This window comes from Pseudomonas sp. MC6, from assembly GCF_054790575.1.
In genome coordinates, this window is record NZ_CP186504.1 from 2,099,830 (window position 1) to 2,123,438 (window position 23,609).

At 58.9% G+C, this 23,609-nt stretch carries 26 protein-coding genes; 14 read left to right on the top strand and 12 right to left on the bottom strand.

The genetic code is table 11. The features are described from left to right. Positions 1–16 precede the first annotated feature (16 nt). The gene (locus ACOYXE_RS09425) at positions 17–220 is read left to right on the top strand and encodes a PLD nuclease N-terminal domain-containing protein (protein ID WP_160057576.1); all 204 of its coding nucleotides are present in this window, start codon (positions 17–19) and stop codon (positions 218–220) included. A gap of 62 nt (positions 221–282) precedes the next feature. Here ACOYXE_RS09425 and ACOYXE_RS09430 read toward each other — a convergent pair whose 3' ends face one another. Beyond that, positions 283–1,509, bottom strand: a complete 1,227-nt coding sequence (locus ACOYXE_RS09430) for a zinc-dependent alcohol dehydrogenase (RefSeq protein ID WP_160057575.1) — start codon at positions 1,507–1,509, stop codon at positions 283–285. A gap of 315 nt (positions 1,510–1,824) precedes the next feature. On the opposite strand from ACOYXE_RS09430, the gene ACOYXE_RS09435 reads away from it, so the two are divergent. From ACOYXE_RS09435 to ACOYXE_RS09445, 3 genes are all read left to right on the top strand, one after another. Next, complete coding sequence (locus ACOYXE_RS09435) at positions 1,825–2,301, top strand: hemerythrin domain-containing protein (protein ID WP_034155440.1); 477 nt, start codon at positions 1,825–1,827, stop codon at positions 2,299–2,301. Positions 2,302–2,442: 141 nt separating this feature from the next. Further along, positions 2,443–2,985, top strand: a complete 543-nt coding sequence (locus ACOYXE_RS09440; RefSeq protein WP_460928869.1) for a P-loop NTPase family protein — start codon at positions 2,443–2,445, stop codon at positions 2,983–2,985. Positions 2,986–3,011: 26 nt separating this feature from the next. Continuing rightward, entirely contained in the window at positions 3,012–4,412 is a 1,401-nt protein-coding gene (locus ACOYXE_RS09445) for an aminotransferase-like domain-containing protein (RefSeq protein ID WP_460928871.1), read from the top strand. On the opposite strand, the gene panB is transcribed toward ACOYXE_RS09445, so the two are convergent. Further along, positions 4,413–5,228, bottom strand: coding sequence for a 3-methyl-2-oxobutanoate hydroxymethyltransferase (gene panB / locus ACOYXE_RS09450; protein ID WP_460928873.1), 816 nt, complete (start codon positions 5,226–5,228; stop codon positions 4,413–4,415). 306 nt (positions 5,229–5,534) lie between these two features. Between panB and ACOYXE_RS09455 the strand changes: the two genes are divergently transcribed. From ACOYXE_RS09455 to ACOYXE_RS09465, 3 genes are all read left to right on the top strand, one after another. After that, a complete protein-coding gene (locus ACOYXE_RS09455; protein WP_160057571.1) occupies positions 5,535–5,957 on the top strand; it encodes a bleomycin resistance protein in 423 nt (140 codons plus the stop codon). A 52-nt stretch (positions 5,958–6,009) separates the two neighbouring features. Further along, positions 6,010–6,519: a GNAT family N-acetyltransferase gene (locus tag ACOYXE_RS09460; RefSeq protein WP_174244447.1), complete on the top strand. Its 510-nt coding sequence runs from the start codon at positions 6,010–6,012 to the stop codon at positions 6,517–6,519. Positions 6,520–6,659: 140 nt separating this feature from the next. Beyond that, positions 6,660–8,201: a class I SAM-dependent methyltransferase gene (locus ACOYXE_RS09465; protein WP_160057570.1), complete on the top strand. Its 1,542-nt coding sequence runs from the start codon at positions 6,660–6,662 to the stop codon at positions 8,199–8,201. A gap of 76 nt (positions 8,202–8,277) precedes the next feature. Here the strand turns inward: ACOYXE_RS09465 and ACOYXE_RS09470 are convergent, their stop codons facing one another. From ACOYXE_RS09470 to ACOYXE_RS09480, 3 genes are all read right to left on the bottom strand, one after another. Continuing rightward, complete coding sequence (locus ACOYXE_RS09470) at positions 8,278–9,204, bottom strand: LysR family transcriptional regulator (RefSeq protein ID WP_460928876.1); 927 nt, start codon at positions 9,202–9,204, stop codon at positions 8,278–8,280. Then, a complete protein-coding gene (locus tag ACOYXE_RS09475; protein ID WP_460928878.1) occupies positions 9,201–10,175 on the bottom strand; it encodes a quinone oxidoreductase family protein in 975 nt (324 codons plus the stop codon). The genes ACOYXE_RS09470 and ACOYXE_RS09475 overlap by 4 nt, the downstream gene beginning before the upstream one ends. A 166-nt stretch (positions 10,176–10,341) precedes the next feature. Beyond that, positions 10,342–10,809, bottom strand: a complete 468-nt coding sequence (locus ACOYXE_RS09480) for an anti-virulence regulator CigR family protein (protein ID WP_174244505.1) — start codon at positions 10,807–10,809, stop codon at positions 10,342–10,344. Between the two features lie 126 nt (positions 10,810–10,935). Here ACOYXE_RS09480 and ACOYXE_RS09485 point away from each other — a divergent pair, with 126 nt between their 5' ends. The 3 genes from ACOYXE_RS09485 (at position 10,936) to ACOYXE_RS09495 (ending at position 12,674) form a co-directional block, all read left to right on the top strand. Beyond that, positions 10,936–11,397 (top strand): VOC family protein, encoded by a 462-nt coding sequence (locus ACOYXE_RS09485; RefSeq protein ID WP_460928880.1) that lies wholly within the window; start codon positions 10,936–10,938, stop codon positions 11,395–11,397. 66 nt (positions 11,398–11,463) lie between these two features. Next, on the top strand, positions 11,464–12,372 hold the full coding sequence (locus ACOYXE_RS09490) for an alpha/beta fold hydrolase (RefSeq protein WP_160057565.1): 909 nt from the start codon (positions 11,464–11,466) through the stop codon (positions 12,370–12,372). Between the two features lie 146 nt (positions 12,373–12,518). Further along, positions 12,519–12,674 (top strand): DUF2986 domain-containing protein, encoded by a 156-nt coding sequence (locus ACOYXE_RS09495; RefSeq protein WP_077572520.1) that lies wholly within the window; start codon positions 12,519–12,521, stop codon positions 12,672–12,674. 82 nt (positions 12,675–12,756) lie between these two features. On the opposite strand, the gene ACOYXE_RS09500 is transcribed toward ACOYXE_RS09495, so the two are convergent. Continuing rightward, on the bottom strand, positions 12,757–13,641 hold the full coding sequence (locus ACOYXE_RS09500) for an EamA family transporter (RefSeq protein WP_160057564.1): 885 nt from the start codon (positions 13,639–13,641) through the stop codon (positions 12,757–12,759). Positions 13,642–13,749: 108 nt separating this feature from the next. Here ACOYXE_RS09500 and ACOYXE_RS09505 point away from each other — a divergent pair, with 108 nt between their 5' ends. Continuing rightward, a complete protein-coding gene (locus tag ACOYXE_RS09505) occupies positions 13,750–14,517 on the top strand; it encodes an AraC family transcriptional regulator (protein WP_460928883.1) in 768 nt (255 codons plus the stop codon). 181 nt (positions 14,518–14,698) lie between these two features. On the opposite strand, the gene ACOYXE_RS09510 is transcribed toward ACOYXE_RS09505, so the two are convergent. The 6 genes from ACOYXE_RS09510 to ACOYXE_RS09535 all read right to left on the bottom strand — a co-directional run bounded on the left by ACOYXE_RS09510 (position 14,699) and on the right by ACOYXE_RS09535 (position 19,484). Further along, a complete protein-coding gene (locus tag ACOYXE_RS09510; RefSeq protein WP_405123961.1) occupies positions 14,699–15,136 on the bottom strand; it encodes an SRPBCC family protein in 438 nt (145 codons plus the stop codon). A gap of 57 nt (positions 15,137–15,193) precedes the next feature. Further along, the gene (locus ACOYXE_RS09515) at positions 15,194–15,580 is read right to left on the bottom strand and encodes a nuclear transport factor 2 family protein (RefSeq protein ID WP_160057561.1); all 387 of its coding nucleotides are present in this window, start codon (positions 15,578–15,580) and stop codon (positions 15,194–15,196) included. Between the two features lie 81 nt (positions 15,581–15,661). After that, complete coding sequence (locus ACOYXE_RS09520; protein WP_160057560.1) at positions 15,662–16,405, bottom strand: SDR family oxidoreductase; 744 nt, start codon at positions 16,403–16,405, stop codon at positions 15,662–15,664. A gap of 46 nt (positions 16,406–16,451) precedes the next feature. Further along, the gene (locus ACOYXE_RS09525; RefSeq protein ID WP_460928886.1) at positions 16,452–17,555 is read right to left on the bottom strand and encodes an alkene reductase; all 1,104 of its coding nucleotides are present in this window, start codon (positions 17,553–17,555) and stop codon (positions 16,452–16,454) included. 134 nt (positions 17,556–17,689) lie between these two features. Next, positions 17,690–18,946, bottom strand: a complete 1,257-nt coding sequence (locus tag ACOYXE_RS09530) for a cation:dicarboxylate symporter family transporter (protein ID WP_160057558.1) — start codon at positions 18,944–18,946, stop codon at positions 17,690–17,692. 112 nt (positions 18,947–19,058) lie between these two features. Then, positions 19,059–19,484 carry a VOC family protein gene (locus tag ACOYXE_RS09535; protein ID WP_108225465.1) on the bottom strand — a complete coding sequence of 142 codons (426 nt, stop codon included), beginning with the start codon at positions 19,482–19,484 and terminating at the stop codon, positions 19,059–19,061. Between the two features lie 157 nt (positions 19,485–19,641). Here ACOYXE_RS09535 and ACOYXE_RS09540 point away from each other — a divergent pair, with 157 nt between their 5' ends. The 3 genes from ACOYXE_RS09540 (at position 19,642) to ACOYXE_RS09550 (ending at position 23,446) form a co-directional block, all read left to right on the top strand. Continuing rightward, on the top strand, positions 19,642–20,520 hold the full coding sequence (locus ACOYXE_RS09540; protein ID WP_160057557.1) for a LysR family transcriptional regulator: 879 nt from the start codon (positions 19,642–19,644) through the stop codon (positions 20,518–20,520). A 143-nt stretch (positions 20,521–20,663) separates the two neighbouring features. Continuing rightward, positions 20,664–20,897 carry a hypothetical protein gene (locus ACOYXE_RS09545; RefSeq protein ID WP_160057556.1) on the top strand — a complete coding sequence of 78 codons (234 nt, stop codon included), beginning with the start codon at positions 20,664–20,666 and terminating at the stop codon, positions 20,895–20,897. 167 nt (positions 20,898–21,064) lie between these two features. Continuing rightward, positions 21,065–23,446, top strand: a complete 2,382-nt coding sequence (locus tag ACOYXE_RS09550; RefSeq protein WP_160057555.1) for a DUF3772 domain-containing protein — start codon at positions 21,065–21,067, stop codon at positions 23,444–23,446. Positions 23,447–23,609 lie beyond the last annotated feature (163 nt).

Genomic DNA, 23,609 nt, shown 5'->3' on the forward strand with positions numbered 1-23,609 from the left:
CATCAGGAGGTAGCCAATGCAAATCGAAACCGTGTGGATCGTACTGGCGGCAGTTCTTCTGCTAATCGAACTCTGGGCCATCAATCGGGTGCGCAAGAGTGAGGGGAAATCGAGCAACAAAGGTGTATGGATTGTGCTGATCGTGTTTGTGCCGCTGTTCGGCTTGATTGCCTGGGCGTTGGCGGGGCCCAAGCATGTCAGTCATAACGCGTCGTCGTAACCTGATTCATTCGCTGTCGTGCGGGGCTTGCCACCGGCAGCGCCCCGCTGTTCAAGCTCGATTTAACTGGCGGGCACCAGCGGCGGCATCTCCTCCATCTGCGCCAGCGGCACTTCACTGCTGCCGGGGGTCAGAATGACCTTGCGGCAGTTTTCCTCTTTCTTGTCAAAGATCTTGTAACCCTCGGCGGCCTGCTCAAGGGACAGTCGATGAGTGATGATCGCTTCGGGTTGCAATGCGCCGGTTTCGATGTAGCCGAGCAACTCGGGCAAGTAGCGCTGCACATGGGTCTGGCCCATTTTGAACGTTAGTCCTTTGTCGAAGGCATCGCCAAACAGAAAGCCGTGGATGAAGCCCGAATACACACCCGGCACGCTCACTACCCCACCTCGACGCACGGCAGCAATGCACTGGCGCAACGCTTTGCCGCTGCTGCCTTCTAGCTTGAGGGTGGCGAGGATCGTTTCGGTGGTGCTGCCCTTGGCTTCAAACCCTACGGCATCAATTACTGCATCGACGCCACGACTGCCCGGAGTCTGGCGAATGATGGTATCTGCCGGGTCATCGTCGTCATCGAAGTTGATCGGTATCACGCCGTAGGTGCGTTGCGCGTAGTCAAGCCGATATGGGTGGTGATCGACCATGAAAATGCGCTCGGCGCCGAGCATTTTCGCGCATGCCGCGCTGAGCAGGCCAACCGGTCCGGCACCATAAATCGCAATGCTTGAACCCTGACCGATGCCAGTATTGGTCACGGCTTGCCAGGCGGTTGGCAGAATGTCCGAAAGGAACAACACCTTCTCGTCCGAGAGTGTCCCCGGCACTTTGAACGGCCCCATATTGGCCTTCGGCACCCGCACCAGTTCCGCTTGGCCTCCAGGGATTCCACCGTACAGACGGCTATAGCCAAACAGCGCGGCGGGTGGCGGGATGATTTTCTTGTTCATTGCCGAGCCGGGGCCGGTATTGGTGGTTTCGCACGCGGCATACAGTTCCTGCTGACAGAAAAAACAGTCGCCGCAGGCAATCACGAACGGAATCACCACCCGGTCACCGCGCTGCACTGCGGTCACCGCCGAACCGGTTTCCTCGACGATGCCCATGAACTCATGGCCGAAGATATCGCCATGCTCGACCGTCGGGATCTTGCCCCGATACAGGTGCAGATCCGAGCCGCAAATCGCCGTGGCCGTCACCCGCAGAATGATGTCGTCGGCGGCTTCCAGTTTCGGGTCCGGCACGGTTTCGACTCTGACGTCATGGGCGCCGTGATAGGTCATTGCTCGCATGGTGAGTTCCTCGATCATTTGAGTGAAATGGCTGCTGTTTCCATACGGCAGGGCAACGCCAAAACGAGTTCAGAAGGCTTTCGCACATTCGGATCAGCGGGCCATGAATTGACGCGAAGCGGTGATCTGCAATGCCTACGCCCCCCGCTTCATGCAGCCTGCACGAAGGCTTTTTGCCTCTGACCGCGCAAGCCCTTGATCCATAGCGCTTGAACATTTGCCACGAACTGGCACGGCAAATGCGGTTGAGTCAGGGCATTCACAGATCCGTGAGAAAACGGCCTGTGTCCACTCCGTGACAGCAGAGGCAATCCCATGAACGCCATCGACCTTCTCAAAGCCGATCATGCCAAAGTCAAAGATATCCTGAGCCAACTGAGCGACTCGACCGAGCGCGCGCTGAAAAAACGTGTCGAGCTGCTGGGCAAGCTGGAAATGGAAATTTCCATCCATACCCGACTCGAAGAGGAAATCCTCTACCCCGCCTTCAAGGCCGCCGGCAGCAAGGAACAGGACGTCATGTACTTCGAGGCCAAGGAAGAACACCGCACCGTCGACTCACTGGTTCTGCCCGATCTGAAACTGACCGACCCCGGCACACCGGAGTTTTCCGGTCGGGTGAAAGTGGTCAAGGAACTGCTTGAACACCATATCGAAGAGGAAGAAACGGAAATGTTTCCTCAGGCGAAAAAGCTCTTGGGCAAGGAAAAACTTGAAGAACTGGGTGCGCAGATGGAGGCCATGAAGGCCAGTTGCAAAAAGGAAATGGCCGCCGGAAACATGGCTGCTTAACCCGTTGAAAGCTGACGAGCCCGGCTTTCGCCGGGCTTTTTTCTGGTTGCCACTCGGCCCCCACCGCCCAGAGCGTTTTTTTCAGAATTGCGGAGGCGCTTGATTTAGACTTGGCGGCTTTTTGCAGCAAGGGATTTGCACATGCAACGCATCGTCATTCTGGGCAACTCGGGCAGCGGCAAATCCACCCTTGCTCGCGAGATGGGCAGGCGCCTGGGTCTGCCAGTGATTCACCTCGACCCGCTGTTCTGGGAACCGGACTGGGTAGAGCCGGACAATGAAGTGTTCCGCGAACGGGTTCGCCAAGCCGTGGCGGGCGACGCCTGGATCTGCGAAGGCAATTATTCGCGGCGAACCCTCGATCTGCGCCTGCCCCGTGCCGAGCTGGTTATCTGGCTGGATACGCCACGATTGACCTGCATCAAGCGGGTCATTCTGCGCAGCGCACTGAATCGCCCACGCGCTGATTTGCCGGTGGGCTGCACCGAGCGTCTGAACCGAGCCTTTCTGCATTTCCTGAAATACGTGTGGAATTTTGACCGTATCAATCGCCCGAGCATTGAAGCAATACGTGCTACCGTCGGACCGCAGATCCCGGTCATTCACGTGCGCGGCCCCCAGCAGATTTCAGCGTTTCTGGCTGAACTGGCCGATGTGCGAAAACCTCAATGCACCCGACGCTGACACACTGACATTCAAGGAGCGCAGCATTGACGTTACGCAAGGACGTGTCATTTGCCTATCAGGATGTCTACCACTACCTCGTCGGATTGATAGAGGCCTCAAGTGGCACGACTGAACAGAAACTGCCGTCCTTGCGACAACTGGCCCTGCGCCTTGGCGTTTCGGTGTCGACGACCAAATACGCCTATGCACTGCTTGAGGACGAAGGCAGAATCCAGGCCAAAGCCAGGTTCGGTTATTTCACCCGGGCAACACCGGCGGCGCGTGTGACAGGCAGCGCAGACAGCCTGCTGGACAACGTCTTCGCCAGTGCCCGTCAGCCGGCCATGCTGGCCCTGAGCAGCGATGCCCCGGCGATGCTGTTGTCGCTTCAAGGTCCGCTGTTGACGATCGAGCGCGAACTGACCCGCCAATACCCGCACTCGCACGCACCGCTTTATCAGCCCCTAGGTGAACCCGAATTGCGCGCGGCCCTGGCTGAACGCTATACCCGCTCCACTCACGACCACTGGCAGGCCGAGCAGGTGTATATCGGCGCGGACCTGCGCAGCGTGCTGGAATTGTCGCTCAGCGCCTTGAACCTCGGCGGCAGCGTAGCGCTGGTGGAATCGCCTTGCTCATGGGCGATTCTGCGCCAATTGCAGGCTGCCAACATCCGCGTCATCGAGATGCCCCTCGGCGAAGACGGCCGCTTCAACTTGCCTGCGTTCAACGAACTGCTCACGCGCGAACCGGTGCGCCTGGCGGTGCTGTCCTCCACGGTGAATATTCCCCAAGGCCAGTTGATGCCAGCACAGGATAAACAGCAGATCTGTCACTGGCTGGCCGAGCACGATGTCTGGCTGTTCGAAAACGATGCTTGGGGCGAGTTGTGTTTCTCCGATTCTCCCGCGCGCTATCGCGATTTTGCCAACCCGGACAAGCTGCTGGTGTTCTCGACGTTCGACAAGATCATTGGCGGCGAAGCGCCGTACGGCTACGTGCTGTGTCGCCAGCAGAGCGCGCAATTTCATCGACTGTTTATGCAGCGCGGATTTCGTCTCTCGCCGATGCGGCAGAAAGCGATTGCCAGACTCTACAACTCCAGGCGCATTGACCAGCACCTGACTATGCTGCGCGCACTGTTGGTCAAGCGCATGCAACAGCTGCAGACCTTGCTGGAAAAGCACGGTAGCGGCCAGTGGCAGGTAGTCGCCCCTCAGGGCGGTGCGAGCTTCTGGCTCAAGGCTGTGCGGGCGATCGACATGCAACGGGTGTTCGAGCGCCTGCTGGCCGAGCGGATCGTCATCGCCCCCGGCGAAATCTTCAGCCAGCAAGGCGCCTGGAAGCAGCACCTGCGCCTGAGCTACACCCTCGACTGGGAAAAGGACATCGGCCACGCGGTGAAACAACTGGCGCAAGCTATCGGCACAGAACATCCGGCGTAATCAGAGCCCATAACAATGCCGCGCTTCCGGAAACCGCCCATGGCGCACATCCTCAGCAAACTGCGCGCAGGCCTCACTGATCACTGCGCCGACATCGGCGTAGCGTTTGACGAAACGCGGCAGATGCTCACCGCCCAGGCCGAGCACATCTTCGGTGACCAGCACCTGCCCGTCGCAGGCCGGTGAGGCGCCAATGCCGATGGTGGGCATTTTCGACTCCAGGGTAATCTGCCGCGCCACGCCCTCGGCCACACCTTCGAGCAACAAAGCGAAAGCGCCTGCCTCTAGATTGGCCCGGGCATCTTCGGCAATCACTGCACCGGTTTCAGCCGTCAGGCCCTGAGCCTTGAAACCGCCCATGACATTGACGAACTGCGGCATCAACCCGACATGGGCCATGACCGGAATCCCGCGCGCCACGAGAAACTCGACCGTCGGCGCCAAGGTCTTGTTGGCCTCCAGCTTCACCGCATCACAACCTGTCCGCGCCAGCACCTGAGCGCAATTGCGAAAGGCCTGTTCACTGGATTCCTGATAACTGCCAAACGGCATGTCGGCCACCACACAGGCCAGGCGCGTGCTATCGACCACCGCCCGCGTGTGGCCGATGATTTCTTCGAGCTGCATGCTCAGCGTCGAGGCGCGGCCATAACCGACCATGGCCGTGGAATCGCCGACCAGAATGAAGTCGACGATCGGGTCGATCAGTCTGGCGATACTGCTGGAGTACGCCGTCAGCGAGACGATTTTCTGTTTGCCTTTCATCGCGACCAGTTGCGGCACGGTCAGGCGTTTGGTGCGGGTATGCAGGCTCATGGGCGACTCCTTGAGGCAGCCGTCCGTAAACGATAGATGTCGTCAGAATCAACGCGGAAAACTTCCATACAGTGCTCATTCCAAAAGGTTTCGAGCGCTCGATTATTCGCCTGACGTAAAAACATTCAATGCACAGATTTTCCTGAAAAAGCGACCCAGGTGCACCCTGCTTCGGACGTTCTCGGTGAAATGCCGATAGCCGCCGGGATGTTTTATTCAGCCGGTTTACCGCAGGATACGACGCTTACGAAGGATTCAACCGATCGACTTTGATCACAGTTTACAACTCGAAACGGAAGTCACCTCATGCTCGAACGCAACAGACTGGTCCCGGAATTGATGGTGAGCAACCTGCAAGACAGCCTGCGGTTCTGGGTGTCTTGCCTGGGATTCAGCATCGCTTATCAGCGGCCCGAAGACGGTTTCGCCTACCTGAATCTGAATGGCGCACAGGTCATGCTCGAACAAGTTGATCCAGATGCAGGCCAATGGTTGACGGCACCGCTAAGCAAGCCCTTCGGACGCGGCATCAACCTGCAGATCGATGTTGCCGAAGTCGCTTCGATCATCCGTCTTCTCGGGCAGGCAGGTTTTGCGCTTTACCGTGATTGCCAAGACACTTGGTATCGCGCTGACAACATTGAAGTCGGCCAACGTGAATTCATCGTTCAGGATCCCGATGGGTATCTGATCAGACTGGTAGAACGCTTGGGTGAACGAGCAATTTGAGCTTTACCCTGACGCAACGCTACGATTGCCGAACAACACAGGAGCGCCATTCATGGAAGAAGTCATTACCTACCGAACCGCCACCGCCGAAGATGCTCTGGCGATGTGCGAACTAGGCCAATTGCTCAATTCGGTTCACCACGCCGCCCGCCCAGATATCTACGCCGCCGCGACCGAAGATTTTGTCCGCGACTTGCCGCACTGGTCTGGTGTTTTCGAGAAGCCCGGTCAGATCGTCTTCATTGCCAGCGCCGGTGACCGTCCCGTCGCGTTCATTACGGCCAACCTGTCCGCCAGTTCCGGGCCGTTGATGCAACCGCAGAATGTTGTTCGCATCGGTTCGGTGTGTGTCGCCGAGCCGTTCTGGGGCAAAGGCATTGGCCGCGCGCTGATTCAACGGATCAAGGACTGGGCCATCGAGCAGAATGCACAGGACTTGCGCCTGACGGTCTGGCCATTCAACGAGCGCGCGGTGCGCATGTATGCCGAGTTCGGCTTCGAGACCCGCGCCTTTGAGATGGGCGTGCGTTTGTCAGGAGCGCCCAGGTCCGATCATCAATAACCCCGGCGAAATATCCGCATGCCCCCTATCGAACGGTCCTATCCTGCCGACAACATCCTGTGTGGACGGCGAGAGGTTTCAACGATGCAAGTCCGTCCCGTATAAAGCTACTTTCAATGACGATTCAAGAGGCTGCACCCATGAGCAATGCCTGGAACGAAGGTTATTTCACCGACGAAGGCTACACCTACAGCTATAGCCGGGAAATCAATCCGGTTTTCCAGCGTTACTGCCTGTTGTTGCGCGGCTTTGCCGGTCTGGACAATCCCGACGGCTATCACTGCGAACTCGGTTTTGGTCAGGGTGTGTCGATCAATATCCACGCCACCGCCAACCCGGCAGGCTTCGTCGGTACCGACTTCCACCCCGGTCAGGCGGCCCATGCCATTGAACTCGCAGCGCTCGGCAACAACGGTGCGCGGCTGTATGACGACAGCTTCGAGCAACTGTTGGCGCGTCATGATCTGCCGCAGTTCGACAGCATCAGCCTGCATGGCATCTGGACCTGGGTCAGCCGTGACAACCAGAAGCTGATTGTCGAATTCGCCCGCCGCCACCTCAAACCGGGTGGTCATCTGTACGTCAGCTACAACGCCTTCCCGGGCTGGTCGCCTGCAGCGCCGTTGCGCCAGTTGTTCAGCCTGCACGACCGTTTTGCCAATCACTCGACGCGGGCGGATCAGCGCATCGATGCCGCGTTGCAGTTTTCCGAAGCGCTGCTGGCGGCCAACCCCAAGTACGCCATTGCTGCGCCAAGCCTGGGCGCGCGCCTGCAGACCATCAAAGGTCAGGATCGCCAATACGTCGCCCACGAATATTTCAATCGCGACTGGAACTGCATGTATTTCGCCGACATGGTCGATGCGCTGGCCCCGGCCAAGCTCGATTACGTTACGACGGCGGTGCCGCTGGATTCGGTCGACGTACTCAACCTGAGCGCCGAAGGCCTGGCCTTTCTCGACGGGATCGAACACCCGGTGATGCGCGAGCAGGCGCGTGACTACTTCGTCAACCAGGCTTTCCGTCGCGACCTGTACGTGCGCGGTGCCAACCGACTCAGCGCGACCGAGCGCCGGTCGCGCATGCTCAGTACGCGTTTTGTCCTGATGCAACCGACAGAAAACGTAGCGTCCAGCGTCACCGGCCCGGCTGGCGAAGCATCACTGCAAGCGGAAATTTATGGCCCGGTCCTCGATGCACTCGCCGGCCAGACGTATGAAGCCAAAACGATGCAGCAGTTGCTCGATGCGGTGTCACCAATGGCCTATGACGATCTCGAACAGGCCATCGCCATCCTGGTCAGTATGGGCGCGGTAGCCCCGTGCCAGAGCGAAGCCGCCGAGGCGCTGGTGTACGAACGCTGCGCCGCGTTCAACCTGCAATTGTGCAAGCGCGCGCTGCTCAACGCCGACATTCAGGTGCTGAGTAGCCCGGTTACCGGTGGCGGCGTTACCGTCAGTCGTTTCCAGCAACTGTTCCTGATTGCGATCCGTCAGGGCAAGCAGCACCCGGCGGAGTGGGCGCAACTGGCGTGGAGCGTCATCGCCGAACAAAACGAAGTGTTGGTCAAGGACGGCAAAGCGTTGACCACCGCCGAAGCCAACATCGCCGCGCTGACCGAACAGGCCCAGGCATTTGCCGAGCAATCACTGATCGTGCTGAGCGCGTTGAGAATCGTCTGATCGCCCTGTTGGCGCGCAGCGGTGCAGTCTGGAGTCTGCTGCCACTCGCGCCATCAGCACGCACCACTGCCGGTTTTCAAAAAGCCCACGGCGGCGCGGGCGCGAACTTCTCTTCGAGCCATTGCTTGAACGCGACGACCACCGCCGTTGGAAACCGCGCCGAAGGTCTGACCAGATAAACGCCTCCAGCGCTGTCGAGTTGCCAGTCAGGCAGGACATGAATCAGCTTTCCGGCGGCGATATCACGGCTCATCAACCAGTCTCCCGCGCCCAGAATGCCGGCATCCGCTCGGGCAGCGGCAAGCAGCGACTCGCTGTCACTGGCGGTCAGGTTGCCTTTGACGCTGACGGTTTGCAGTTCATGACCACGATGAAGGCGCCACAGCGGAAAAGAGGCCAACCCACTGAAGCGCAGGCAGTTGTGCTGAAGTAAATCCTCAGGTGTTGCGGGCACGTCATGCGCCTGGAGATAGGCTGGCGAGGCGCATAGAATCCGCCGGTGGTCGCAAAGCTTCGTCGCGATCAACCGATTATCCTCCAGCTCGCCAATACGAATGGCGGCGTCAAAACCCTGCTCGATGATGTCGACCAGCCCCTCGCTGTAGTCGGCAATAATCGAGACCTGCGGATGCGCCTTGAGAAACTCCGGCAACATCGGCCCCAGCCAGAGGCGGCCCATGGCAGCCGGCAATGCGAGGCGCAACGTGCCGCGAATTTCGCCGGCACCCTGCGCCGCTTGCTGCTGCGCGTCGTTCATCAGCTCAACGGCGGAGCGCAGGCGCTGTTCGAGTTGGGCGCCGGCCTCGGTGATGCGCACCCGGCGGGTCGAGCGCTCGACAAGGCGAACACCCAGGCGTTGCTCCATGGCGGCAAGGCGCTTGGAGATGATCGTCGGATGGCGTTGCAGCAGCCGCCCCGCCGCGGCAAAGGAATCCTGCGAGGCGACGGCGAGGAAGGCAGCGATTTCGTCGCCGTGCTGATTGCTCAAAACATCGAGATTCATGGTTTTAGAATGATCGCCCCTGAAGATCGGCCCGATTCCAGGTCGGCATGGGCCAACGCGGCATCGGCCAATGGATAGCTTGCCCAGATATGCGGTTGGATAATACCGGCTGCGACAGCGGCCAGAACATCTTGCGCGCGCGCCTGATACTCAGCGACCGTTGCCGTGTGCGCGGCCAGTGAGGGACGCGTCAAAAACAGCGAGCCCTTGCTGTTGAGTGTCGCCAGTTCCACCGCTGCCGGCGCACCGGATGAGGCGCCGAACGACACCATCAAACCACGTGGACGCAGGCTGTCCAGTGACGCCTGAAAAGACAACCGCCCGATCGGGTCATACACCACATCGACCTTCTGTCCATCGGTGAGTCGCGCGACGTCCGCTGCCAGGGTCTCGGCGTCGAACACCAGCACCTCATCACAACCCGACGCCCGAGCTTTTTCGACACTGGCCTGCTTCGACACGACACCGATCACCGTCGCTCCCAGATGCTTGGCCCATGACGCCATGATCGCCCCCACCCCCCCCGCCACCCCGTAAAGCAGAAGGGTGGTACCCGGCCCTACGGGATAAGTGGATTTCAACAGGTACTGCGCGGTGATGCCCTTGAACATGACTGCGGCTGCCTCATCGCATGACAAGGAGTCAGGAATTCTGACCAGGCGCTCAGCGGGGAAGAGCCGCGCCGAGGCGTAAGCCCCCAATGGCCCGGTGGCGTAGGCGACACGATCCCCGACGCTGATGTTGCTCACACCTGCACCAATCGCAGCCACACGTCCCGCGCCCTCCAGTCCAAGGCCGGAAGGCAGAGGAACCGCGACCGCGCCCTTGCGTTGGGTCACGTCGAGAAAGTTGACACCTACCGCTTCCTGCTCAAGCCAGACTTCACCGGGCCCTGGTGCCTGCCAATCGGTTATCTGCATTTGCAGTACGTCTTGATTGCCAAACTGCTCAAGCCGGATCACGGAAACCATGGTTATCTCTCCTTTCTGGAAGTTGCTTCAACGTCAGTGGTTCCAGTCTGATAACCGATGAGTCGACGAACAAGACCCTCAACATGCAGATCATTGCTGCGTATTTTGCAGCAATTCAATCGCACATCAATAACAGCTGACGGCGACCGTGGCTCAGCGCTACGGCTTAATCAAATGCGCCGTTGAGCACCTCATAAATCAGCCCGGTTGCCAGCGCGACCAGGATCAGATCCGTGCCCACCTGCTGCCATTCGTAGCCATCGTAATGCGGCAGGTGCCCTACCAGGCGTCCATCGAGCTTTTTCGCGATCCCGGGCGGCAGCGGTTTGCCGCGTGCAAGGTTCTTTTGGATGCCCGGCGGCAGCGCGGGGCCCGGGCTCCAGTAGTCGCGGTAGCCGCCAACAATTCCGAGCACATTGCCGCGATCGATGCTTGGGCCATGACTCCAGTCACCCCCAGCGTTGTTGCCCTTGTTGCCATTACCTTTCTGGTTACCGTGGCCCTGCATGTTCTGCGGATTACCCTTGCCATTGCCCTGCCCCTTTCCGTTGCCGGGATCGGCCAATGCCATCGCCGAGCTGAAAACCAGCGCCAGCGAAGAAACCGTTGCAATCAACCTGCGTGACTTGATCATGCGGCGCGCCTTCATGGTGGGTTGCTCCTGTGTCATCTTGACGTTACACATCAGCTTAGTTTATTCCGGCTGACCGTTCGTCGATGACAGCCCGGCCCATCGACACCGCCCGACAGGAGCTATTTCATGGATTTGAAGTTCAGCCACATCGACGTACTGGTCAAAGACCTTGAACAAGCTTGTGCCTATTACGCGCAGATACTGCAGGCGCGGATCTCCACAACGCAGATATGGAATCGCGGGGGCCTGCACGTACGCTATGCCGTCGCGTTGATCGGTCAGGAACGCTTCATGCTGGTCCAGCCGCTGACGGGCAATCTCAAGGATTTGTTGGATACGGTTGGCGAAGGCATGATTTACCGCCATTGCTACACGACCCCTGATATCGAATTGGCCTACGACGAACTGCTCGCCAGCGGGGTTCAGCCGGAGGACGAAAACGGCCAGCCGCTGACTCGCGAGAACCTGCAATCGCCGTCCGGAACGCGCATCATCTGGCTGCCGAAACGCTTCGGACATTTCTCGATCGAGATTCTTGAAGAGCAGGCGCTGGGGGCGTTTATCGAGGCAGCGTTCGCTTCTGAATGAAACTCCGCCAGCCCTGATCGATACGTCTACGCTCTCTCCATTCCCCCTACGCCCGGAGACTTCGTCATGACTCGTCCGCTACTGGCCGCCCTCGCCCTTACTGCCCTGAGTTTCCAGGCTTATGCCGACGTCGTCCCCTTCCCGCCGACCTTCCACACTCAGGACATCAAGGTCGAAGGCGCGACAATGCATGTGCGGGTCGGTGGCAAGGGTCCGGCCGTGGTGCTGTTGCATGGCTTCGGTGATACCGGCGACATGTGGGCGCCGCTGGCGGCGGATCTGGCCCGCGATCACACCGTGGTGGTGCCGGATCTGCGCGGCATGGGTTTGTCTTCGATTCCGGCGGACGGCTACGACAAGAAGACCCAGGCCGGCGACATTCGTCAGGTGTTGAGCGCGCTGAAGATCGAGCACTCGGTGGTCATCGGGCATGACATCGGCACCATGGTCGCGTTCGCCTATGCCGCGCGCTATCCCGAACTGACCGAGCGCCTGGTGGTGATGGACGCGCCCGTGCCCGGTATCACACCGTGGAACGATATCGTTCGTTCGCCGATGCTCTGGCACTTCGACTTTGGCGGTGCGGACATGGAGCGTCTGGTGGCTGGACGCGAGCGCATCTACCTCGACCGCTTCTGGAACGAGTTCGCCGGCACCCCGGCCAAAGTCGATGAGGGCACCCGCCAGCACTACGCCAGGCTTTACGCCCGCCCTGGCGCCATGCACGCCGCGTTCGCGCAGTTTCGCAGCATTCGTCAGGACGCCCTCGACAACGCCCCCGTCCTGCACAAACACTTGAGCATGCCAGTGCTGGCCGTGGGCGGTGAAAAGTCCTTCGGCAACAATGAAGCGATCGTCATGCGCAATGCTGCGGACAACGTCACCGAGGTGGTGATTCCGGCGGCAGGACATTGGTTGATGGAAGAAGCCCCGGCGCCGACCATCAAGGCTGTGCGCGACTTTATCGCGATGTGAAGAATTGGCATTGCCTTGGACGGAAGCTTACGTCAGGATTCGCGGCCTTTTTGAGGGCAAAGTGCATATCTTGTGGATCGCCCCTTGATGCATACGTTTACGCCCTTCGCTAGTCGCTATTCAAACTTGTAGGCCGGACAGAAAACATGAATCGTCAAAAGAAACTCAAGCAGTTATTCAAGGAAAAGGCCAAAAAGGCCAGCGCCAAACTCGCGCCGAAAAAGCCCAAGTACATCAGCAAGGCTGACCGGGCGAAACTGGAAGCTGAAGCCGCAGAGCCAGTCGAAACCAGCGAAAGCTGAAATCCCTCTCGCCTGGCGAAAATCCTCTGCATTCTCCAACGGTCTGTCCAAGGCACAATGGGTCGCATCAACTACTGAACGGTCAATGGCGCACACGAAGGCGAAGAAACATTGCGTGCAGGTGCCCTGATCCCAAGGCGATTGCCAGTAACACCAGCAAAATCAAAAACCAATCGCCCGGACTTGGGAATTGCCCGAATATCGCCATCGAGCTGAAGATCCCGAACACAGGGATCAACAGCGACAACGGCGCCACTCGCGACATCGGGTATTCGCGCAACAGCAGGTTCCATCCCCAGTAACTGAAGTGCGTCGCGGCGTAGACCTGAAACGCGAGTGAAAACACGGTTATCGCATTGAGCTGCGACGGCAATGCCGTGAACGGTGCCGAGCCATGCAGCAGCCACGTCAGCAGCATGAGCGGGATCGGAGGAAACAAGCTCGCCCACACCACGAATGCGAAAATCTCCCGCACCTTCGAGACTTTGATCACGACGTTGCCAATGCTCCACGCCACGGCGCTGCCAATGACCAACGCCAAACCCGCCGTTGATGCGTCGCCGGGGCGACTCAGTACGATGCCTATCAGGCCGGCGGCGGCCAGCAGAGTGCCAAGCCATTGCAGCCGTCCCAGGCGCTCGCCGAAGAAGACCACGCCCCAGCCCAAGGTGAAAAATGCACTGACCTGGATCAGCAACGATGCCGTTCCGGGGGGCACGCCCCACGCAATACCAAGGTTGATCAACGCCCACATCGCCACACCGAAAATCAATCCGTAAGCAGCCAGCCAGTGGAACGCTACGCGTGGACGCTCGACGAAAAACACCCAGGGCAATGCAGCCAACGTGAAACGCAGCGCGGTCAGCAACAGCGGGTCGATAGCGGCCAGTCCGAGTTTGGTCACGGGGAAATTCAATCCCCAGACAGCCGTCACCAGAACGGCGAGTACAAGATGCTTCTTTTGCATGGTCAATCTTTCCCGGCGCCGAGCGGAAGTACTCGGGCGCGGAGAAATATGCCGGCAATCTGCATGGCCTGCTTTCAGTCACAGGCCAACTTTCATTAGAATCGGGCCATGCGAGAAATCTCCAGCCATCCCTATCAGAACACCCCGCGCGATGCCGTCGTGACTGCCATTGACTACGCGGACGGCACGCTGTTCCCACTGCACGATCATCAGCGCGGCCAATTTGCCTACGCGGCCAGCGGCGTCATCACCGTTTTTACCGATGACGGCAACTGGGTCGTGCCGCCGCAACGCGGCATCTGGGTACCCGCGCAACTGCCGCACTCCATGCAAATGCGCGGGCCTGTCAAGCTGCACAACACCTATATCCGCAAACAAGCGGCGCAGCGCCTCGAACTGCCGGGGCACTGTCAGGTGCTGGAGGTGTCACCGTTGTTGCGCCATTTGCTGTTGAAAGCCATCGATGTACCCGCGCGCTATTCCACTCAAGGGCATGACGGCCATTTGATGGGCTTGCTGCTGCATGAAATCGCCAGCATGCCGGCGCTTTCGCTCAATGCGCCGTTACCGGCAGAACCTAGACTGGCAATGGTGTGCCGCGCGTTTCTGCAACAGCCTTCGCTGGAGGTCGGTATCGACGACATGGCGCAACGTGCTGGCATGAGTCGACGCACCTTCACCCGACACTTTCGACTGCACACCGGGATCAGCTACATCGAATGGCGGCAGCAAGCCTGTCTGCTGGCGGCGATTGTCATGCTGGGCAAAGGTCAGTCGGTCACAGAGGTCGCGATGGACTTGGGCTACAGCAGTTCCAGTGCGTTTGCGACGGTGTTCAAGCAAGTGTTGGGGGAAGTGCCGAGTCGGTACTTTTAGAGGCTGTCGCTTTTACACGTCAGCCACGCCTCCCAGAACAGGCAGCTGAAAAACCGCGGCGCCTCGCCAAACCCCGCCTCAGGCCGGTCGCGTACCTAGACTGGCCGCCACGCGAGGAAAAATTCATTCGCTTCATGCCCTGCATTCCTTGCGGGAATGAGGGCGTGTGAACCGTGTGTTGTTAAAGCTGAGCGAGCAATGCCTGCAGCCCGCTGTGCCCCTCAACGATCAGGCTTTGGATCAGTGCCTGATAGTGCTCAGCGGTATTCAGTTCTTGAGGATCGAAACTTGCCGACCAACTGATGAGCGTTTTGTTCTGTCCCGTTAAAGCGACCAACTTCACGCTGGCCACGTAGTTGTCCAGCGGTAAAGGTGCCTCTTCAAAGCGATAGGACAGCGATAATGCTGAGTCATCAAGCGCCAACAAGCGTTCTCTGACAACCGCGCCATCGGTCAGCGTGAGGGTGCGAATGCAACCCACCCTCTGCGCCGCCCCGCCTTCGATCTGGCTGCTCACGATCGAAGGATGCCAGTTCTGAATCTGGCCAAACTGCTTCAACACACTCCAGACCTGTTGTGCATCGCCGTCCACGACAGCGTCAAACTCAACCATCGGCATGACAAAAATCCTCTTATGTTGATCCCCGGCAGCGAGATGCCGGGAGCGGTCGGTAATTCAGACCTCGAACTGGTGATACACCTTGGCGATGACCTTCCAGGCTCCGTCGATTTTGATCAGGGTCAGGTAGTCGTTGTAGTCGGCGCCAATTGCATCCGTTTCCATGTCCACACGCACCACCGCAGTGGTCGGGGTGATCGCCAGCACGTCGAGTCGCGTGCTGATTTCGGGGGCTGCGCCGTTCTTCTCGACAAAATCAAACAGGTTCTTGATCGGGCCGCCGAGCAGTTCGCCGTTGGTGAAACCGTACATCACTGCCTCTTTATGGAAGGCTTGAGCGACGCCTTGCGCGCTGCCAATGCGAAGGCCTTCGACGTATTGATTGGCGGTCGCGATGACAGCGTTGTATTCAGCCGTCGGCACGGCTTTAATGTTCTTGGACATGGTTGTTTCCTATCGTTGGGGGTGAGTGACACAGGCTGCCAGGAACCAGGATTGGCACCCGGCAGCAGGAACAGCCGACGGTTACCAGTCCTGGCGCGTCGGCGAAATGATCAGGTCGTTGACGGTGACGTTTTCCGGCTGATTGAGCGCGTAGATCACGGCACGCGCGATATCGTCAGGTGCGATGGCGATGCGGTTCAGTTCCTGGGCAGCCTTGCGCCCTTGTGGATCACTGACCTTGTCCGCCCAGCCGGTATTGATGACACCGGGGCTGACCGTGTTGACGCGGATGCCGTGCTGCACACCCAGCTCTTTGCGCATGGACTCCGTCATGGCTTGCACGAAAAATTTGGTGGCGCTGTAAACACCCGCCGCCGGCCCGACCTGATGGCCGGCCACCGAGTCCATGTTGAGGATCTGCCCGGACTTGTGCTCCAGCATCATTGGCAGCACGGCTGCTGTGGCATTGAGATAGCCCTTGATGTTCACGTCGATCATCTTGTCCCAATCCGCCACGGCCAGATCGACCCAGTTGGAGAACAGCATCAGCCCGGCGTTGTTCACCAGAATGTCGACAGCGCCATAGGTGTCCTGCGCGAATCTGGCGAGCGCCCGGGTTTGATCCAGCCGGGTCACATCCGTGGTAAATGCAGCCACGTCATGACCGGCCTCACGCAACTCGGCGACGAAGGCTGCCAGACCGTGTTCATCCAGCGCGGCGGCAACGACGCGAACGCCGTGTGCTGCCAGCGCACGTGTGGTTGCCGCCCCGATACCGGACGATGCGCCGGTGACGATGGCGACTTTGTTGTGCAGATAGTTCATGTTCCGTTCCTCTTTACAATGAATGCGATTGCGTCAGGGCAGTCATTCAGGCGTTAGCGGTGGGCCAATCGATGTAGCCTTTGGCGCCCCCGCCGTAGTAACTCTCACGCGGCGCAATGGTCAGTTCGAAACCGCGCCGCAGACGCTCCACCAGGTCGGGGTTGGCAATAAACAGGCGACCAAACGCCACCGCGTCGATACGCCCCTGCGCCCGACGCTCAAGCGCCATCGCCAGGTCATAGTTGTTGTTGCCAATGAACGCGCCTTCGAACTGCGCACTCAGCGCGTCCAGGTCCACGCCCGCCGGCACGGTTCGAGATGTGGCGGTGGCGCCTTCGACGAAATGCAGGTAGGCCAGATTGAATCGATTGAGTTGCTGGATCAGGTAGCCGTATGTCGCCATGACATTGCTGTCGGGCGGCGTATTGCCGGCATCGGGGGTTACCGGTGAAAGGCGGATACCGACGCGGTCGCTGCCCCAGATGGACACCACCGCTTCGGTGACTTCCAGCGTCAGCCGCGCACGGTTTTCGATGGCGCCGCCGTATCGGTCCGTGCGCTGATTGGTCGAATCGCGCAGAAACTGGTCGAGCAGATAACTGTTGGCCGAATGCACTTCCACGCCATCGAAACCGGCGCGCTTGGCGTTCTCAGCAGCCAGTTTGTACTGCTCGATGATTCCCGGAATTTCCGAGGTCTCAAGCGCACGCGGCATCGACACTTCGACAAAACCTTTCTCGGTGTACGTGCTGCCCTCAGCCTTGATCGCCGAAGGTGCCACAGGCGATTCGCCATTGGGCTGCAACTCGACACTGGAGAAACGCCCGACATGCCACAACTGGCTGACGATTTTTCCGCCGGCCGCGTGTACGGCATCGGTGACTTTCTTCCACCCGGCGACCTGCGCTTGCGACCAGATTCCCGGGGTCATCGCATAGCCACGGCCCTGAGCGGAAATGTTCGTCGCTTCGGCGATGATCAAGCCTGCACTGGCGCGTTGGGCGTAATACGTCGCGTGCATTTCATTCGGCACACCGTCATCAGCCATCCGGCTGCGCGTGACGGGCGCCATGACAATTCGATTGGCCAATTGCAGCGCACCCATGGCCATGGGCGAAAAAAGGTCGGTATCCACAGCGTTATCAATCATAAACCCTCCAACTCAATAGACCGGTCGTCTAGTAAACAGACCGAAAAAAAACGCCCCTTTGTCAGCGAGCGTGCACTCGTCATCAGTGCGGTTTAACAAGCAGATATCCGTCGTGCCGAGGTGCGACTAAAGACTCACACTTCGGCCGCAGGACGAACGCGTGCAGGTTCAAGCGTTGCTCTTTCCCACTTGGCAATCACCAGCGGTGCAATGGCATTGCCCAATACATTCAGCGTGGTCGTACCGCTGTCGATGATCCTGAAAATACCCGCGATCAATGCCACACCCTCCAGGGGCAAACCGGCTGAAGCCAACGTTGCGGAGAGAATGATGATGGCAAACCCGGGCACACCTGCCGCGCCTTTCGATGTCAGTACCATCGTCACCACCAGCAGGATCTGCTGCGACAGCGACAGGTCGATGCCATAGAGTTGCGCGACGAAGATCGTCGCGACGCCAAGGAAAATCGAAGCGCCGTCCAGATTGAATGCATAACCCACCGGCACCACGAAACTGACGATCCGACGCGGTACACCGTAGCTCTCCAACCGGGTCATCAACTGCGGCATGACGGCGGCGGATGCGGCACTTGAAAACGCCAGAATCAATTCACTGCGGAAGTAGCGAATCAATTTGAAAATGTTCTCGCCAATCAAGTAGCAAATTCCGCCGAGTATCACCAAGGCGAAAACCACCAGCGCCAGGTAAACCACGCCGATCAACTTGAGCAACGGCAACAGCGAGGCAAACCCAAACGTCGCGACAGTCGCACCGATCATGCCGAAGACACCTATCGGTGCGTAGGCCATGACGATTGAGACAACCTTGAACATCGCATCGGAAATGCTCTGAACCAGCGCAATGGCCGGTGCACTTTTTTCTCTCGGCAGCGCGTTCAGGGCGAGGCCGAACAGCACGGCGAAGAACAGCACCGAGAGCAATTTCGCTTCCGACATCGCCACCAGAACATTGTCCGGCACGATGTTCTGCAGGATCACCAGCGCACCTTTTGACGGCTCCATGTTGATCGACGCCGTGCCGTGGGACAGGCCGGAAATATCGGTGCCAGTACCCGGCTCGAAGATATTTGCGAAACACAGGCCGACCACAATCGCCAGCGCGGTTATCGCAAAGAAATACCCCAGCGACTTGATGCCCATGCGGCCAAACGACTTGTTATCGCCACCGCCGGCAATGCCCAGGATCATGCAGCAGAACACAATCGGTACCACCACCATCTTCATCATCTTGATAAAGATGTCGCCCAGAGGCTTCAAGATCTCCGCACTCACCCATGTTTGATACTGCGGATGGGTGTTGAAATACCAACCGACGAGCACGCCAAGCAACAGCCCGGCAACGATTTGCCACACCAGGGGAATACGTTTCATGTCTAGCCTTTTTGTTGGAATGAAAGGTCTGCGCTAAGGGCAGTTGCTAGAGTCATGAGCTTCCAGCTCACTTGAGACCGAATGGCACAACCGGGTTGTGCCATGCCGCCTGTCATTTGGCGAAGAGCTGGCTCATATCCTTGAAAGCCTTGAATTCCAGAGCGTTGCCGCACGGATCAAAGAGAAACATGGTGGCTTGCTCGCCGACCTGCCCCTGAAAGCGAATGTACGGTTCGATCACAAACTCGGTGCCAAAGGACTTCAGGCGTTCGGCCAATGCTTCCCACTGTTGCCATCCCAGAATGATGCCGAAGTGCGGAACCGGAACGTCGTGACCGTCGACCGGGTTGCTGTGAACACTTTCCTGGGACGCGGTTTTCGGGTGTTCGTGGATGACCAGTTGGTGGCCATAAAAATCGAAGTCGACCCACTGAGTACTGGAGCGCCCTTCTGCAAGACCAAAGACTTCACCGTAAAAGGTGCGCGCTGCAGCCAGATCGTAAACGGGGATAGCGAGGTGAAAAGGCGAGAGGCTCATCAGAACTCCGATCATATTGTTGTGGGTTGGCGAACATTCCTGCCGTCATCGGCGCCTTAGGATTCAGCCGCTGCCGGGGAATGGGAAACATCCTAGGACGGAAAACCAAACATAAAAATCAATATATATTTCTTAGAAACACAATTAATATTTGTGAATGATCAAAGAACTGAAGACACTCATCACCGTCGCGCGCGAAGGTACTTTCGCTGCTGCAGGCAACAAAATCGGCCTCACGCAGGCCGCCGTCAGCGCACAGATCCAGCGCCTGGAAGCTGAACTCGGCTTCGAGCTTTTCGACAGGAAGGGGCGCTCGGCACACCTCAACAAAATGGGCCAGCAGATCCTCCTGCAGGCGCAAGAACTGCTCAGGCTCTACGACAGCCTCGGTTCGACAACGATGGGACTGCCGCCCAACGTGCTGGTCAACATTGGCGCGATTGCTTCAGTGCAGCGCTCTTACTTGCCGGACGCGTTGGCTAAGTTTCACCAGCACTGCCCGCAGTGCCGATCCCGCGTGGTGCCTGGATTGTCGATGGAACTGGTCAACCTGGTGGATGTTGGCGAGATCGACATGGCCGTGATCATCCGCCCACCCTTTTCACTGCAAAGCGACCTGCGCTGGACGACGCTGGCACTGGAGCCTTACCGGTTGATCGTGCCGCGTGATATGCCGGGAGATGACTGGACCCAGTTGCTTTCCAGCCAGCCGTTCATTCGATATGACCGATCTTCCTTTGGCGGCAGGCAGGTCGACCGCTTTTTGCGGCAGATGCATTTCACGCTGCGAGAGGTCTGCGAGCTGGATGAGCTGGAGGCGATTATCAGACTCGTCGAAAACGGTGTCGGAGTGGCACTGGTGCCGCAGACCGCGCCCGACTTTGCATGGCCTGCCGGTGTCCGGGTGCTGAACCTGGGGCAACACACTTTCCACCGCGATATCGGCCTGGTGCACCGGTCGCGGCAGACTTTTACAGAACCTGTGCGGATGCTGGCTGAACTGATCAGTGCTCAGGTGAAGATCGGTTATGCGTAAGCCTGATTTACGCCTTGATGACTTCAGAAAGCCCAATCATTAACCGCGTCAATAACAGCCATTGATTCAATGAAGTTCTCTTATCAGGCTCACGGCGTAAGATCGGCTCCAGACCCAACCACTACCCCACGGAGCACACACTCATGAAACGCCAAGCCCTTCTCAGCATCGCTTTCTCACTGTTCGCCCTGAATGCTTTTGCCGCTGAACCTGCCACCCAGACTGATCCACTGTTCAGCGATGCAGTCGCCGCTGCGACCCAGACTGATCCGCTGTTCAGCGACGCAGTTGCCGCCGCCACTGAAACCGACCCGCTGTTCAGTGATGCCGTTGCCGAAGGTGGTTCGGACCGCTTGATTGAACGCCGCGCCGTCTGAATGCAGTGCTTCAGCGCCGTCACCGAAGAAAGGCCCGACCTTACCCGTCGGGCTTTTTTCGTCTGGACACTTGCTCACCTGCCCTGCTTTGCCGGAAAGTTTTCCTCCCTGATCGGCTCGATCACCTAACCTCATAGACTGTGTGATCCATTCGAGCCGCCTCACCCATGCGCAACACACTGAAGTCGTTGTTTTTTGTCGCGTTCATGCTGCTTGTTTGCGGCAGTCCGCCGCTGTGGGCAGCCGATTTGCCGGCGCCGGCCACCGCCGCCGCGCCGTTGCCGGTGATTTCACAAAGCGATCTGCAGGCGTTGCAACAACGCCTCGACGGCCTCAAGCAACAGATTTCCGCAGCGAACAATTACAACCAGCTCGAAGGCCCGCAGGATCGGGTGCAGGCGTTTATTCTGGATGTCGATCGGTTGTCGGCAGCGTTGTTGCCGCAGCAGGCGCAACTGGCCGTGCAGCTTGGGGTGCTGGGGGCTGCGCCGGATGCCGATCTGGCGGCCGAGCAGGCAGATATCGTCGCGCAACGGGCATCGCTGGCCGAGCAAAAGAGCAAGGTCGACGGCACGCTGAAGAGCCTGGCTGCGCTGAAGCAGAGCGCAGCGGACCTTATTACGCAGATCGCTGGCATCCGTCGCACACTGCTTGAAAGTGAGCTGACGCTGGGCACTGACAGCGTGCTGAGCCCGAGTTTCTGGTCGCCGCTGGTGAGTCCGAGTGACGACGACCGTCAGCGTTTACGCTTTTTCGTCACACAGGTGCGCGATACATGGTCCACCGTGTGGGCGCCGGGCGAACGCGCCTACACCAGTGTACTGATGGCGTTGGCGCTGATCATCTGGACATTCGGCCGCAGACTGGCCGAACGCGGCCTGACCTGGGTGTGCATTTACCGCATGCCCGAGGGGCGTCTGCGCCGCAGTGCACTGGCGTTCGCCTCAGCGCTGGCGACCATCGCTACCACCGGCATTGCCTTGCAATTGTTGTTCTACGCCTGCACCCGCCACCAAAATTTGCCGCCGGTACTGGAAACATTCTCCGAAGAGTTCGAGAAGGTCGTCTATGCCTGCGTGCTGATCACCGGTTTGAGCCGCGCGTTGTTGTCGACCGAACATCCCTCGTGGCGCCTGCCGGCGATTGCCGATCAGGTGGCGCTGGCGCTCAGGCCCTACCCGCGCATCTTGTCCTGCACGTTATTGGTGCTGGTGACGCTGGTGCAGGTCAGCAACGCCACCGGCATGAGCAGCCAGATCGTGATTGCCGGGCGCGGGGTCATTTCGATCGTCGTGCTAGCGATCGTGACGGTCCTGCTGTTGCGCGTCGGCAAGGTGCGCAAGGCACTGGTCGCGGCCAATGATGCAGCGGCGGCCAACAGTACGTTTGCCGGGGTGATTTACACCATCGCGAGCATTTCGATGTTTGTCTCGGCGATTGCCCTGCTCACCGGTTACGTGTCGCTGGCGCGGTTCATCAGTTATGAGCTGGTGTGGGCGTACATAGTCTTGTCGGGGTTCTACTTGCTGATTCAATTGGTCAAGGACGCCTGCGAACACGTGTTTTCACCCAGACATGCGAGCGGCAAGGCACTTAAACAGTTGCTCGGCATTGGCGATCGCCGGCTTGATCAGATCGAGATTCTGCTGTCCGGTTTCAGCCGGGCCGCGCTGTTGTTGCTGGCGGTCATCGCCCTGTTTGTCGGCGGCATCGGCACCACGCTGGGACAACTGGCGAGCAACATCATGGCAATCCTCGGCGGCGCCGGGCTGCGCAAGCTGAACATCGTCCCCGGCCACCTGCTCAATGCCGTGCTGGCGCTGATGATCGGCATCTGGCTGATCCGCGCGCTGCGCCGTTGGCTCGACAACGAGTTCCTGCCCAAGACCGAGATGGACCCGGGCATGTGCGCCTCGCTGAGCACGCTGTTTTCCAACATCGGCTACGCCTTCGTGATTCTGCTGACGCTGTCGTCGCTGGGCGTGCAGTGGACCAATCTGGCGTGGATCGTCAGTGCATTATCGGTGGGCATCGGTTTCGGCTTGCAGGAGATCGTGAAGAATTTTGTCTCGGGGCTGATTTTGCTGACTGAACGGCCGGTGAAAGTCGGCGACTTGATCAGCATCAGTGGCGTCGAAGGCGATATTCGCCGCATCAATGTGCGCGCCACGGAAATCCAGCTCAGCGACCGCTCAATTGTCATCGTGCCCAACTCGCAACTGATCTCGCAGAACCTGCGCAACGTGACATTGGGTGGCAGCGCGCAAGGCGTGGCGTCGCTGGAACTGGTGTTCCCGCTGGACATCGATCCCGAAGAGGTGAAAGACCTGTTGCTCAACACTTATCGGGAGAACGAAACCATCCTCGATAAACCGGCACCGTTCGTGCGCTTCAGCAAGTTGTCGCCGGACGGGATTACTTTGACGGTGACCGGTTATGTGGGCAGCCCGCGGATTGTCGGGGTGACCAAAAGTGATTTGTTGTTTGAAATTCTCAAGCGGCTGGGTGCGGCAGAGATTGCGTTGGCGAAACCACCGGCGAGTGGGTAATGAATCGGTGAAGCTGTGGCATGGAATATTTTCGCTGTCTGAAAAATCGCTTTCGCGAGCAGGCTCGCTCCCACAATTTTTGCGCGGTGAAGGGTTATTCCGGAAGCGCCTAAATGCCGGCTTTTTAGGTCTTTATTGGCGGTCAGACAGCAACCTTATACTC